Origin of the sequence: Agromyces sp. NPDC056389 (genome assembly GCF_042262385.1) — a bacterium.
Taxonomy (GTDB): Bacteria; Actinomycetota; Actinomycetes; order Actinomycetales; family Microbacteriaceae; genus Agromyces.
Window position 1 is genome coordinate 1,753,764 of record NZ_JBHJPN010000001.1, and the last position, 12,279, is coordinate 1,766,042.

Consider the following 12,279-nt stretch of genomic DNA (forward strand, 5'->3'; position numbering starts at 1 on the left):
ACGGTACGCCCGGCCTCCGACATCCGCGGCAGCGCGCACGCGCGTCGCGTGAGCCCCGCGTGCGCGTCGTCGGGCGACCACGCGTTCCGCACTTCCCGCGTCCCGGCTCCCCGAATCCCTAGACTGAGCGCGTGCTGACCGCCGTTCTCGTCTTCGCGATCCTGCCCGCGTTCCTCCTCCTGGGGCTCGGTCTGGTCGCGCGCGCGGTGGCCGCCCAGCGCCTGAAGCCGCGCGTGGTGCAGTACTCCCCCGAACGCGATTCGACGGTGCTGCGCGACGCGCTGCTCGTCGATGCCGATCGGCGCGCGGCATCCGCTGCCCTCATCGACCTCGCGGTGAAGCGCAAGGTCCGCCTGGTCGCCGGCACGGGCAAACGCGAGCCCATCGGCGTCGAGCTCGTCTCGGGCGCCGTGCTCACCACAGAGGAGACGGCCCTGCTCGAGGCGCTCTTCGGCCCCGAGCACACGAGCACGCGCGTGCGCCGCTTCTCGGCCGATCGCCGGGCACTCGCCGGGCGGTTGAAGAGCCTGCTGCTGAACACCGAGCACGCCCTCGCACGCGACGGCCTGGTGGCCGAACGCCGCGTGACGTGGCCCGGCGTCACCCTGACCGTCTTCGCCTACCTCGGCATGCTCGTCGAGGCACTGTTCCTCGTCTTCACGATCGTGAGCGGCGAGTGGGGCGCCCTCATCGCGACGCTCATCGCGATCGCCGCGACGATCGCGACGATCTTCGTCACGCCGTCGTCGTGGCGCAAGTTCCTGCCCGCCGCCGACGCCCGCCGCGAGCACCTCGCAGGGCTCAAGCAGTACATCGAGCTCGCAGAGGCCGACCGGCTGCGGGTACTGCAGTCGCCGAGTGGCGCGGAGCTGCGGACGACGGGGGCCACGGCTCCCGGCCAGTCACCGTCGCCGGAGCAGTCCGACCCGCTCACCCGGTTCCACCTGCACGAGCGGCTGCTGCCCTACGCCGTCATCTTCGGACTCGAACGCGAGTGGATCGCGAAGCTGAAGCTCGAGCACACCGAGCTCGGCAGGACGAACCTCGACACCCTCGGCGACCTCGTCGACGTCACCGCGGACATCGCCATGGCCATCGACGCGGCCGGCAGCGTCGTCGAGCTCACCTCGGCCGTCGGCGATCTCGCCGACGGCGCGGGCAACGCCATCAGCGGCGTCTTCGAACTGTTCAACCTGTAGTCGCCCATGACCACCGAAGAGCAGCTCATCACGGTCGACATCGACGGCGTGCCGGTCTCCGCCGTGTACGCGCGCCCCCCGGCCGCGACGACCACGATCGTCGTCGCCCATGGCGCGGGCGCCGGCATGGAGCATCCGTTCATGACGGGCTTCACGCGCGCGCTGAACGACGACGGAATCGCGACCCTGCGCTTCAACTTCCCGTACCGCGAGGCCGGACGGAAGTTCCCCGATCGACCGCCGCTCGCGATCGCGACCTGGCGAGCGGTCATGGATGCCGCGGCAGCACGAGCCGCCGACGCGGGCCGGCCCGACGAGCCGATCTGGGCCTCGGGCAAGTCGTTCGGCGGGCGGATGGCATCGATGGCCGTCGCCGAGGGCATGCCGGCGGCCGGCCTCGTCTTCCTCGGCTACCCGTTGCACGCACCGGGCAAGCCCGAGAAGCCACGTGACGAACACCTGCCCGGCATCACGGTGCCCATGCTCTTCCTGCAGGGGCGGAACGATCCGTTCGCGACGCCGAACGGGCAACTCGACGATGTCGTCACCCGGGTCGGGTCGAACGCGGTGCTGGAGTGGCTCGAGGGCGCCAACCACTCGTTCGAGGTGAAGGGCGCCAAGCGACCCGCCGCCGAGATCGGGGCGGGGCTCGCCGCACCGGTCGCCGCATTCGTGCGCGGTCGCGCACCGGCGGTCGAGTAGCGAGGTCGCGGTCGGCGCGGTTCAGATGGCGGCCGAGGCCCACCAGACGATGATGAACAGGCCCATCGCGACGAAGGCCAGGCCCACGATCAGGAAGACGTTGGAGCTCGGGCCACGGGCTCCCGCGCGAGCAACGGTCGACTGACGCTCCGCCGTGATCGTCTCGGAGAGCCAGCGGCGCTTGACGATGAGCACGGCGCCCGCGACGAGCGCGAGCACAGCCCATGCGAGGGCGAAGGCCAGACCGAGTTCCATCCTGTCAGCCTATCCGCGGCGGCCGAAGCCGCGGAGCGGAGGGTGCCAGACGGGGCTGAACGCACCCTCCGAACCGACGCGACATGCCCGAAACCTTTGATCTGAGGGTGTGCGTTCTGCTAGGAAAGGGAAGTCCTCACACCCCCCTACCGAACGGACACCCGAATGAACTCCCTCGATCTGCAGACCCAGCCCGAAGCCCAGAGCGACTACGCAGCCGTCGGAGGTGCACCCGCCGTCACCGCCGTCGTCAACCGGTTCTACGAGCTGGTGCTCGGCGACGACCGACTGCTGAAGCATTTCGAGGGCATCGAGATGGCCCGGCTCAAGCGACACCAGGTCGCGCTCGTCTCCCAGGTCATGGGCGGGCCCGTCGCCTACGAGGGCCGCGACCTGCGTGCGGCCCACGCGAACATGGGCATCACAGCCGAGGAGTTCGGCGCCGTCGCCGAGCACCTGATCGCCGCGCTGACCGAGGCCGGTGTTCCCTCCGAGATCGTCGACCGCACCGTGACCGCCGTCGCAGCGACCCAACCCGACATCGTCGAGGTCAGCGCGACGCAAGACTGACGGCGTGGACACCGCTGCGCTGAAGCACACCTGGTCGCTGGCCGAGACGCTCGGCGACGAGGTGCCGCTCTTCTTCTACTCGCACCTCTTCTACACGCACCCCGAGGTCCGGGCGATGTTCCCGGTCTCGATGGCCACCCAGCGCGACCGGCTCGTCGGCGCGCTCGGGCGCATCGTCTCCAATGTCGACCAGCTCGAGGAGGTGACCGCGTTCATCCAGCAGCTCGGCCGCGATCACCGCCGGTTCGAGGTCATCGCCGAGCACTACGACGCGGTCGGGCTCTCGCTGCTCACCACGTTGAAGCACTTCCTCGGCGAGCTCTGGACCCCTGAGCTCGCCGCGGACTGGGCGGCCGCGTACGGCGTCATCGCGACCGCGATGGTCCAGGCCGCCGAGGAGTCGGAGCTGAGCAGTCCGGCGTCGTGGGCCGGACACGTCATCGGGGTCGAGCGCCGCAGCATGGACGTCGCGATCGTGCACGTGCGCCCCGAACCCGAGCTCACGTTCGAGCCGGGGCAGTCGTTCGCCGTCGAGACGCCGTACGCCCCGCGTCTGTGGCGCTACTTCAGCGCTGCCAACGCGCCGCGGCAGGACGGCACGATCGAGTTCCACGTGCAGCTGGTGCCGGGCGGGCAGGTCTCGGGCGCCGTGGTGCGGCGGCTGAAGGCCGGTGACGTGCTGCGGCTGGGCTCGGCGGTCGGGCAGGAGCTGACTCTCGGCGATGCCGACCGCGGTCGAGACCTCGTCATGGTCGCCGGCGGAACCGGCCTGGCCCCGCTCCGTGCGCACCTGGAACGCATCGACCTGCAGTGGCAGGCGACCGGAGACGCTCCGCGCGTGCACCTGTTCCACGGCGCTCGGGTTCCGTGGAACCTGTACGAGAACCGCCTGATGCAGAGCCTCGCCGGTCGGCCGTGGTTCAGCTACACGCCCGTCGTGTCCGACGACCCGAGCTACCCCGGTCGCACGGGGCTCGTGAGCAACGCGGTCGTCGAGGCCGACGTCTCCCACGGGGCCCTCGCGATGGTCTGCGGGTCGCCGTCCATGGTGCGCCGCACCGCCTCCCGGCTGCGCGAGCTCGGTGTGCCGTCGCCCGACATCCGTTTCGAACTGTTCGCCACGCTCGATGAGGACGGGCTGCGCGACCCGCAGCCGTCGCCGCTCGTGGAAGAACCGATGGGAAGTGCCCGATGACCACTTGGGACGACGAAGCCGAACTCCCGATCACTCAACCGCCGGTACCCGAAGGCGGCCTCGTCGCCGCCGTCTCGCGTCTGCCCGAGTCGGCTACCGTGAAATTCGCCTCACGCCCGCTCGGCGGGTACGACCGCGCCGAAGTGGACGCCTACGTGGCAGATCTCGCACGCACGATCGGCGAGGTCCGGGCGGCACTCGCCGAGGACCGCCGCGAACTCGCCGAACTCCGCGCCGAGAACACGAGGCTCAACAGCTCCGACTCCGCCGAACTCGAGCGCGAGGTCACGCTGGGTGCCGTCGGTCTGCTCTCGCAGGCCCAGGTGATCGCCGACAAGGCGGTCGCCGACGCCGAGGAGTACGCCCGCGATCTCGTGCTCTCCGCCCGCACGCAGTACCGCGAGGCGCAGGAGCGCACCGCCGCGGCCGCAGCTGCCGCGCCGACCGAGCCGGCGACGACGACGGCGAGCATCCCGCTGCCGTTGATGCCCGAGATCGAGTACGTGCGCACCTACGCGCAGGTCGCCCAGATCCAGTTGCGCTCGGTGCTCGATGCTCTCACCGAGCAGGTCGATCGCCTGGGAACGCTGCCACTGCCCGATGCGGCCGAGGTGGCCGAGTCGGCGGTGCATGCGGTAGCCGACGACGAGGTCCCCGACGAGGAACCGGATTGGATCCCTGCGGTGCCGCCGCAGCCGACGATCCAGCGGCAGACGTACGTCAGCCCGTGATCCTTCCCGACGACCCGACGACCCGACCCTCGCTCTAGCGCTGCACGAGCGAGGCGAGGATCGCGGGTCGTCGGGCCCAGGCAGGGAGACTCATCCCGTGTGGTGCCGAGAACGCACTCAGCTCGGGTCGGCCCGGCTCCAGATGTCGTCGCCGCGCAGTGTCGCATCCGCGCCGCCGTCGATGTAGATCGTCTGGCCGGTCACGTGCGTGTTCTCCTCGCTCGTGAGCCATGCCAGCAGCTTCGCGATCACGACCGCGTCGGAGTGGCCGTTCAGCGGCATCGGCACGGCCGCGTCGACCATCGCGCGCCCCTCCTCGGTGGCGAGGAGCGGCGCGGTCATCGGCGTGACGACGGTGCCGGGCGCGACGGCGTTCACCGGGATGCCGGCGCCGGCGTAGCGGGGTGCGATCGACTCGCGGCGCACCCAGCGGCTGAGCGCGCGCTTCGACGACGGGTAGTTGAGGTAGCCGACCTCGGGACCCTGATCGGCGAGCGTCCCGCCGATCTCGAGTGCCTTCGCCTCGTCGCCCGAGAGCAGCGCCTCGACGAGTTCGGGTGAGTTCGGCTGCAGACTCGCCATCGAGCTGACGACGGCGATGCGCGGGGCATCCGCCTTCGCGAGCGTCGGTGCGAGGGCGTCGAGGAACTCGGTCACGCCGAAGTAGTTGACGGCCACGGTCAGCGGGATCGGTGCGGAGATGCCGGCCGCCGCGATCACGGCGTCGACACGACCCCCGGATGCCTCGACGACGGCCGCCGCGGCATCCGCTCGACCCTCGGGCTTCGAGAGGTCGGCCGTGATGTCGGCGCCCTTCAGGTCGACGCCGATGACGCGGTCGCCGCGCTCCGCGAGGAGCGCCGCGGCGGCTGCTCCGATGCCTGATCCTGCTCCGGTGATGACATAGGTTCTGCTCATGCCATCGACGCTACGCCTGTCGGCGGCAGGCCCGCTCGAAGAGCAGATCGACCTGATTCTGCGCTGTGAATCCGCGAGCGGATGCCCGTGCTCAGGCGCCGACGTACTCCCGGAGGTGCGTGCCCGTGAGGGTCGCCTCGTCGGTGGCTGCGGCGTCGACGAGGGCGTGGGGCGTGCCCTCGAACACGATGCGACCGCCGTCGCGCCCGGCGCCGGGGCCGAGGTCGATGATCCAGTCGGCGTGCGCCATGACGGCCTGGTGGTGCTCGATCACGATGACGGAGTTGCCGTCGTCGACGAGTCGGTCGAGGAGCGCCAGCAGCCGGTCGACGTCGGCGAGGTGGAGGCCGGTGGTCGGCTCGTCGAGCACGTAGACCGAGCCCGTCTTCGCCATGCTGATCGCGAGCTTCAGGCGCTGGCGCTCGCCGCCCGAGAGCGTGTTGAGCGCCTGGCCGAGGCCGAGGTAGCCGAGGCCCACGTCGGAGAGCCGCTGGAGGATCGCCCTGGCCGGCTTCTCGGTGAGGTACTCGAGCGCTGCGTCGACCGAGAGGGCGAGCACCTCGGCGATGTTCAGCCCGTTGAGGCGGTACTCGAGCACCTCGGCCGTGAACCGCTTGCCGCCGCACTCCTCGCACACGCTCGAGACCGTCGACATCGGTCCGAGCTCGACGAAGACGAGGCCGATGCCCTTGCAGTTGGGGCAGGCACCCGCGGAGTTCGCGCTGAAGAGCGCCGGCTTCACGCCGTTCTCCTTGGCGAACGCCTTGCGGATCGTATCGAGGAGCCCCGTGTACGTGGCCGGGTTCGAACGGATCGAGCCGCGGATCGGCGACTGGTCGACGACGACGACCTGGTCGTGCTTCGGCACGTTGCCGTGGATGAGCGAGGACTTGCCAGAACCGGCGACGCCCGTGACGACCGTGAGCACTCCGAGCGGGATGTCGACGTCGACCCCGGTGAGGTTGTGCTGCGTGGCGCCCCTGATCTCGAGGGCGCTCGAAGCCGTGCGCACCTCGTCGCGGAGCTTCGCCCGGTGATCGAGGTGGCGGCCGGTGAGCGTGTCGGAGGCGCGCAGCCCCGGCAGATCGCCTTCGAAGCAGATCTGCCCGCCGCGCGAACCCGCGCCGGGGCCGAGGTCGACGATGTGATCGGCGATCTCGATGACCTCGGGCTTGTGCTCGACGACGAGCACGGTGTTGCCCTTGTCGCGCAGTTGCAGGAGCAGCCGGTTCATTCGCTGGATGTCGTGCGGGTGGAGGCCCACCGTCGGCTCGTCGAAGACGTAGGTGACGTCGGTGAGCGCCGACCCGATGTGGCGGATCATCTTGACGCGCTGGGCCTCGCCGCCCGAGAGGGTGCCCGACGGACGGTCGAGGCTGAGGTAGCCGAGGCCGATCTCGACGAAGGAGTCGACGTTCTGCCGCAGGTTCGCGATGAGCGGGCCGACGCTCGGGTCGTCGATGTCGGCGATCCAGCTCGCGAGGTCGGAGATCTGCATCGACGAGGCATCCGCGATGTTGATGCCCTTGATCTTCGACGAGAGGGCCTCTTGGTTGAGGCGCGCTCCGCCGCACTCGGGACAGGCCGTGAAGGTCACCGCGCGGTCGACGAAGGCGCGGATGTGCGGCTGCATGGCGTCGCGGTCTTTGGAGAGGAGGCTCTTCTGGAGCTTCGGCACGAGCCCCTCGTAGGTCATGTTGATGCCCTGCACCTTGACCTTGGTCGACTCCTTGTGGAGGAAGTCGTGCAGCTCGGCCTCGGTGTAGTCGCGGATCTTCTTGTCGGGGTCGAGGAATCCCGACTCGGTGAAGATGCGCACCATCCAGCCGTCGGCCGTGTAGCCGGGGATCGTGAGGGCGCCCTCGGCGAGCGACTTGTCGCGGTCGAAGAGCTCGTCGAGGTCGAGGTCGTTGACTTCGCCCGTGCCCTCGCATCGCGGGCACATGCCCGCCGGAACGTTGAAGCTGAAGTGGAAGCTCGGGCCGACGTAGGGCTGCCCGAGCCGGGAGAAGAGGATGCGGAGCAGCGCATAGGCGTCGGTCGCGGTGCCGACGGTCGAGCGGGAGTTCGCGCCCATGCGCTCCTGGTCGACGATGATCGCGGCGGAGACGTTGCGCAGGCTGTCGACCTCGGGCCGGGGCTGCGTCGTCATGAACGACTGGATGAACGTGGAGTACGTCTCGTTGATGAGCCGCTGCGACTCAGCGGCGATCGTGCCGAACACGAGGCTCGACTTGCCGGAGCCCGAGACCCCGGTGAAGACGCTGAGCCGTCGCTTCGGGATGTCGAGCGAGATGCCCTGCAGGTTGTTCTCGTGCGCCCCGCGCACTTCGATGACGTCGTGCGCGTCGGCGATGTGGCGCTCGGTGCCGCGCTGGTCGGTGCTGCGCTCGCTGATGGTCTGGTCGGTCGCGGTCATTCGGCTGCTCCCCTCGGTGCGGGCGCCCGCCCGCGACTCACGATTCTGACACGAGGCGGCGACATCCGGCAGGGCGGATGATCAGGTGCAGTGCGGATGCCGCTCAGCTCGCCGGAGCCCGCCGGGCGTACGCTGTGCGCATGCCCGAGACGCGCGGCTCCGCCCGGGGATGGGTGCTGCCCGCTGCGGCGGGCGTGGCATCCGTCGCCCTCGGACTCGGCGTCGGCCAGCTGGTCGCAGCCGTCGTGGCGCCCGCGTCGAGTCCGGTCGTGGTGGTCGGCTCCCTGCTCATCGATCTCGCGCCGCCCTGGGCGAAGGACACCGCGATCGCCCTCTTCGGCACGGGTGACAAGGCCGCGCTGCTCGTGGGCATCGGCCTCGTGCTGCTCGCCGTGGCCGGCGCGGCGGGAGTGCTCGAGGCACGGCGCTCGCCGTGGGGCATGGTCGTCGTCGCTGCCGTCGGGGTCGTCGGCGCGGTCGCCGCGGCGAGCCGGGCGAACGCCTCCATGCTCGCGATCGTGCCCTCGGCCGTGGCCGCGATCACGGCGATGCTCGCGCTGACCTTCCTGCTGAAGAAGCTCGCCCCGGCCTCGGCCTCGTCGCCGGCCTCGTCGCCGGACGACTCGCCGAGTCGCAGGAGCATCCATGCGACACGCGGGGCGGATGCCGGCGCGTCGCACGATTCGTCCTCCGACTCGGCGACACCCGGAGCCCCGGAAGCCCCAGAAGTCCCGCCGGCCCCTGCATCCGTCGACCGGCGCCGCTTCCTCGGCTGGGCGGGCGGCGCGGTCGCACTCGGGGCGCTCGCCGCTCTCGGCGGCTACGCCCTGCAGGCGGGTGCACGCGCGGTGACCGCCGTGCGCGACGCCATTCGCCTGCCGGCCCCTGCGACCACGGCGACGGTGCCTGCGGGCGCCGAGCTCGGCATCGACGGACTCGCCCCGATCGTCACGCCCAACGCCGAGTTCTACCGCATCGACACCGCCCTGGCCGTGCCGGCGATCGACCCCGCCGACTGGAGCCTGCGCATCCACGGGCTCGTCGATCGCGAGGTCACCCTGACCTGGGACGAACTGCTCGCCCTCCCCCTCGAGGAGAGCATCACGACCCTCGCGTGCGTGTCGAACGAGGTCGGCGGCGGCCTCATCGGCAACGCCGTCTGGCTCGGCTACCCGATCCGCGAGCTGCTCGCGCGAGCCGGCCCGTCGGCCGACGCCGACATGGTGCTCTCGCGCAGCATCGACGGATTCACGGCGTCGACCCCGCTCGAGGTGCTGCAGGACGACCGCAACGCGATCCTCGCCGTCGGCATGAACGGCGAGCCGCTGCCCACCGAGCACGGCTTCCCGGTGCGGATGGTCGTGCCCGGGCTCTACGGCTACGTCTCGGCGACGAAGTGGGTCGTCGACCTCGAGGTGACCCGGTTCGACGCGGCATCCGCCTACTGGACCGATCGCGGCTGGGGCGAGCGCGGTCCGATCAAGATCTCCTCCCGCATCGACGTGCCGCGCCAGGGCCAGTCGGTCTCCCCCGACTCGGCGGTGCTCGCCGGCGTCGCCTGGCACCAGCACGTCGGCATCGCCGGGGTCGAGGTGCAGATCGACGACGGCGACTGGCAGGCCGCCGAGCTCGCGACGGCGATCAGCGACGACACGTGGGTGCAGTGGAAGTACGAGTGGCCGGATGCCTCGCCCGGCTCGCACGCCGTCCGGGTGCGCGCCCTCGGCGCCGACGGCGAGGTGCAGACGGCGAAGCGACAGGGCGTCGTGCCCGACGGCGCCACGGGTCTCGACGAGGTCACGGTCGAGGTGCGCTGACCCGCCGACACCCGCCCTGCACACCCGTGGCAGCGCCGCGAGTCCCCTCATCGAGGTCCCGAATGCCAGATGCCGTCGAGCGATCGTGATGGAGTGTGCACCTGCGGTACTTCGGTACCGACTCCCGACGGGCGACCTTCCGTCTTCGGCGAATACGGCGGGCAACAGGAGGAGACGGATGGTCGCCGAGAAGCCGATCAAAGTCGATGCGGAGACCGACCGTCTCGTCTCGGAGCTGGCCTACTTCCTCGGCAGCACGAAGAAGTCCGTCGTACGAGTAGCTGTTGAGGACTTCGCCGCAGCTCGCGGCCGGAAAACGCGGACGGCGCAGGCCACGAGCGATTCGATCAGCTGCCACTAATCGAGCGACTCGCGTTCCGGCGCAGCGAACTCATCCGCGCGTTCGCCGAGCAGGGCGCCTCGAATATCCGCGTGCTCGGCCCACTGGCGTTCGGGCAGCACGCCGATGAGTTCGAACTGCTCGCGGAGACGGATCTGCTGCGCGGGGGCGAGTCGGCCCCCGAATTGCAGATGATCGCGGCCCGGCTCCTCGGCGCACCAGCGACAGTCGTGTCCTCGACGGCGCTCCGACTGTTCAGCCCCGACGGTCTTCGCCGCGCGATCGAGGAATCTCGACCGCTGTGAGGCATCCGTTCGGTGGGCTTGACGTACTGTGTGGCTCTATGTAGTGTGGCCCGCATGGTAGAGGGTCGCCCCGAGCAGTCGGGCAAGCTCGAGCAGGATCTGCGCAAGGGCGTGCTCGTGCTCGCGGTGCTCTCGCAGTTGCGCACCGCGCAGTACGGCTACTCGCTGCGCCAGGCACTCGCCGAGCGCGGCATGCCGATCGAGGAGGGCACGCTGTATCCGCTGCTGCGCCGGCTCGAGGGGCAAGGGCTGCTCGCCTCCGAGTGGCGCATCGACGACGGGCCGCCCCGCCGCTACTACACGCTGAGCCCCGCTGGGGCCGAGAGCTACCGGGATCTGACCGAGGCATGGGGTTCGCTGACCTCCGTCGTCGGTCGACTGCTGAACGAGGAGAGCTGAGATGGACCCGAACGTCATCATCGAGAGCTACGTCGGCGACGTCGTCGGGCGCATTCCTCGGCGACAACGAGCCGACGTCGGCTTCGAGCTCCGGTCGCTGCTGCGTGAGGAGCTCGCGGGTCGCGCCGAGGAGGCCGGCCGACCCGCCGACGAGCCGATGGTCATGGAGATGCTCGCGTCCTTCGGCCGGCCGCAGGACGTGGCCGATCGCTACCGCCCCGCCGGGTTCACCGTGATTCGCCCGGCGGACGCACCGGGTTTCACCTGGTTCGCCCTCGGCGGCGTCGCCCTGCAGTGGGCGGTCACCCTCCCGATCGCGTACGCCGACCCGGGAGTCGCCGAGTGGGCGGAGTCGGCGGGCGTCGCAGGCGCCTGGTGGGCGCCGTTGCCGGCCTGGTGGCTCAGCGGGGGTCTCGGCGCGTTCTGGTGGCCGGGATTCATGATCACGCTGACGCTCATCGCCGCGATCATCAGGCATCGGCGGGATGGCATCGACGCTGCGACTGACAGCGCACCGCAGGCCGAGCCCCGGGTGGCGCCGCAGATCCCACCCCAGGTGCTCGACCGCGACCGAGTCAACCGTGCGGGTCTCGTGCTCGCGATCTCGTTCGGCGCGCTCGGTGCTTCGGTGCTGATCGCGCTGCCCTGGCTGGCGGTGATTGCACCCGGGTTGCCGCAGCCGGTCATCGAGGCCTTCGTGTTCGACCCCGAGTTCCTCGCGTGGCGCGCACCCTGGTTCGTGGTGCTCTGGGCCGTGGCCTTCGCCGTCGGGTTCGCGTTGCTCATCGCCGGCCGCTACACCCGCACGACCCGCCTGATCTCGATCGCGAACGACGTCGCCTTCCTCGCCCTCGTGACGTGGAGCCTCGCGGCAGGCCCGATCTTCATCTCGCCCGCCGCCGAAGAAGTCACGCGCGTCTGCCTCATCGGCATCATGCTGGTATTCGTGTTCGACATCGTGCTCCACGTCCGCCGGCTGACGCCGACCCGCGCCCCGATCCTCAGCAGCTGAGCGTGCGCTCGCACGAGCTGAACGCGCGACTCACTCGCGCGAAGCATCCGGAACCGGGAATCGTGCCGCCATCAGCAGGCCGACCTCGTAGTGCCGCAGCAGGAAGGCGCGCTCGTCGAGCTTCTTGCGCCGCATCCACGAGGTGACCTCGTCGTTGGACTTGCTCGCGTTGCACGACCCGCACGCCGGCACGACGTTGCCGAGCGTGTACCGGCCACCGCGCGAGATGGGCTGCACGCAGTCGCGCTGCAGCGGCCGGTCGCTCGCGCCGCAGTACGCGCAGCTCTGCCACTCCGCTGTGAGCGCGGCCCACTGCTCGTCGCTGAGGTCGTGCGTGTGCTGCGCCATGCGACGCTTGCGCCGACGCGCGTAGACCGCCGTACGGCTCCGACTGACCGTCATGGCGTCAGACTAGCC

The 12,279-nt window shown here is 70.4% G+C and carries 14 protein-coding genes; 10 read left to right on the forward strand and 4 right to left on the reverse strand.

Annotated elements, in window-relative coordinates:
- Nucleotides 1-131: 131 nt before the first annotated feature.
- Together ACFCVM_RS08125 and ACFCVM_RS08130 are read left to right on the forward strand one after the other, a co-directional pair.
- The gene (locus ACFCVM_RS08125; RefSeq protein ID WP_375835614.1) at nt 132-1,199 is read left to right on the forward strand and encodes a DUF2207 family protein; all 1,068 of its coding nucleotides are present in this window, start codon (nt 132-134) and stop codon (nt 1,197-1,199) included.
- A gap of 6 nt (nt 1,200-1,205) precedes the next feature.
- Nucleotides 1,206-1,901, forward strand: coding sequence for an alpha/beta family hydrolase (locus ACFCVM_RS08130; protein WP_375835615.1), 696 nt, complete (start codon nt 1,206-1,208; stop codon nt 1,899-1,901).
- 21 nt (nt 1,902-1,922) lie between these two features.
- Here ACFCVM_RS08130 and ACFCVM_RS08135 read toward each other — a convergent pair whose 3' ends face one another.
- Nucleotides 1,923-2,156 carry a hypothetical protein gene (locus ACFCVM_RS08135; RefSeq protein WP_375835616.1) on the reverse strand — a complete coding sequence of 78 codons (234 nt, stop codon included), beginning with the start codon at nt 2,154-2,156 and terminating at the stop codon, nt 1,923-1,925.
- Between the two features lie 165 nt (nt 2,157-2,321).
- Between ACFCVM_RS08135 and ACFCVM_RS08140 the strand changes: the two genes are divergently transcribed.
- The 3 genes from ACFCVM_RS08140 to ACFCVM_RS08150 are packed head-to-tail and all read left to right on the forward strand — an operon-like array spanning nt 2,322 to nt 4,652.
- A complete protein-coding gene (locus ACFCVM_RS08140; protein WP_375835617.1) occupies nt 2,322-2,726 on the forward strand; it encodes a group 1 truncated hemoglobin in 405 nt (134 codons plus the stop codon).
- 4 nt (nt 2,727-2,730) lie between these two features.
- Nucleotides 2,731-3,921, forward strand: coding sequence for a globin domain-containing protein (locus ACFCVM_RS08145; protein WP_375835618.1), 1,191 nt, complete (start codon nt 2,731-2,733; stop codon nt 3,919-3,921).
- A complete protein-coding gene (locus ACFCVM_RS08150) occupies nt 3,918-4,652 on the forward strand; it encodes a DivIVA domain-containing protein (protein ID WP_375835619.1) in 735 nt (244 codons plus the stop codon). Before ACFCVM_RS08145 ends, ACFCVM_RS08150 begins: the two co-directional genes overlap by 4 nt.
- 117 nt (nt 4,653-4,769) lie before the next feature.
- On the opposite strand, the gene ACFCVM_RS08155 is transcribed toward ACFCVM_RS08150, so the two are convergent.
- Both ACFCVM_RS08155 and ACFCVM_RS08160 read right to left on the reverse strand, forming a co-directional pair.
- Complete coding sequence (locus ACFCVM_RS08155; protein ID WP_375835620.1) at nt 4,770-5,570, reverse strand: SDR family oxidoreductase; 801 nt, start codon at nt 5,568-5,570, stop codon at nt 4,770-4,772.
- Between the two features lie 91 nt (nt 5,571-5,661).
- Nucleotides 5,662-7,989 (reverse strand): ATP-binding cassette domain-containing protein, encoded by a 2,328-nt coding sequence (locus ACFCVM_RS08160; RefSeq protein WP_375835621.1) that lies wholly within the window; start codon nt 7,987-7,989, stop codon nt 5,662-5,664.
- A gap of 140 nt (nt 7,990-8,129) precedes the next feature.
- Between ACFCVM_RS08160 and ACFCVM_RS08165 the strand changes: the two genes are divergently transcribed.
- The 5 genes from ACFCVM_RS08165 to ACFCVM_RS08185 all read left to right on the forward strand — a co-directional run bounded on the left by ACFCVM_RS08165 (nt 8,130) and on the right by ACFCVM_RS08185 (nt 11,862).
- Nucleotides 8,130-9,806 carry a molybdopterin-dependent oxidoreductase gene (locus tag ACFCVM_RS08165; RefSeq protein WP_375835622.1) on the forward strand — a complete coding sequence of 559 codons (1,677 nt, stop codon included), beginning with the start codon at nt 8,130-8,132 and terminating at the stop codon, nt 9,804-9,806.
- A gap of 178 nt (nt 9,807-9,984) precedes the next feature.
- Nucleotides 9,985-10,167 carry a hypothetical protein gene (locus ACFCVM_RS08170; protein ID WP_375835623.1) on the forward strand — a complete coding sequence of 61 codons (183 nt, stop codon included), beginning with the start codon at nt 9,985-9,987 and terminating at the stop codon, nt 10,165-10,167.
- 71 nt (nt 10,168-10,238) lie between these two features.
- Entirely contained in the window at nt 10,239-10,451 is a 213-nt protein-coding gene (locus tag ACFCVM_RS08175; protein ID WP_375835624.1) for a hypothetical protein, read from the forward strand.
- Between the two features lie 54 nt (nt 10,452-10,505).
- Nucleotides 10,506-10,850: a PadR family transcriptional regulator gene (locus ACFCVM_RS08180; RefSeq protein WP_375835625.1), complete on the forward strand. Its 345-nt coding sequence runs from the start codon at nt 10,506-10,508 to the stop codon at nt 10,848-10,850.
- Nucleotide 10,851: 1 nt separating this feature from the next.
- On the forward strand, nt 10,852-11,862 hold the full coding sequence (locus ACFCVM_RS08185; protein ID WP_375835626.1) for a hypothetical protein: 1,011 nt from the start codon (nt 10,852-10,854) through the stop codon (nt 11,860-11,862).
- A 30-nt stretch (nt 11,863-11,892) separates the two neighbouring features.
- Here the strand turns inward: ACFCVM_RS08185 and ACFCVM_RS08190 are convergent, their stop codons facing one another.
- Entirely contained in the window at nt 11,893-12,264 is a 372-nt protein-coding gene (locus ACFCVM_RS08190) for an HNH endonuclease (RefSeq protein ID WP_375835627.1), read from the reverse strand.
- Nucleotides 12,265-12,279 lie beyond the last annotated feature (15 nt).

Excerpts from the sequence above, each read along its gene's own strand:
- ACFCVM_RS08135 (WP_375835616.1), bottom strand. The coding sequence starts at position 2,156 with ATGGAACTCGGTCTGGCCTTCGCCCTCGCATGGGCTGTGCTCGCGCTC.
- ACFCVM_RS08150 (WP_375835619.1), top strand. The coding sequence starts at position 3,918 with ATGACCACTTGGGACGACGAAGCCGAACTCCCGATCACTCAACCGCCG.
- ACFCVM_RS08190 (WP_375835627.1), bottom strand. The coding sequence starts at position 12,264 with ATGACGGTCAGTCGGAGCCGTACGGCGGTCTACGCGCGTCGGCGCAAG.
- ACFCVM_RS08165 (WP_375835622.1), top strand. The coding sequence starts at position 8,130 with ATGCCCGAGACGCGCGGCTCCGCCCGGGGATGGGTGCTGCCCGCTGCG.
- ACFCVM_RS08185 (WP_375835626.1), top strand. The coding sequence starts at position 10,852 with ATGGACCCGAACGTCATCATCGAGAGCTACGTCGGCGACGTCGTCGGG.
- ACFCVM_RS08130 (WP_375835615.1), top strand. The coding sequence starts at position 1,206 with ATGACCACCGAAGAGCAGCTCATCACGGTCGACATCGACGGCGTGCCG.
- ACFCVM_RS08160 (WP_375835621.1), bottom strand. The coding sequence starts at position 7,989 with ATGACCGCGACCGACCAGACCATCAGCGAGCGCAGCACCGACCAGCGC.
- ACFCVM_RS08140 (WP_375835617.1), top strand. The coding sequence starts at position 2,322 with ATGAACTCCCTCGATCTGCAGACCCAGCCCGAAGCCCAGAGCGACTAC.
- ACFCVM_RS08170 (WP_375835623.1), top strand. The coding sequence starts at position 9,985 with ATGGTCGCCGAGAAGCCGATCAAAGTCGATGCGGAGACCGACCGTCTC.
- ACFCVM_RS08155 (WP_375835620.1), bottom strand. The coding sequence starts at position 5,570 with ATGAGCAGAACCTATGTCATCACCGGAGCAGGATCAGGCATCGGAGCA.
- ACFCVM_RS08180 (WP_375835625.1), top strand. The coding sequence starts at position 10,506 with ATGGTAGAGGGTCGCCCCGAGCAGTCGGGCAAGCTCGAGCAGGATCTG.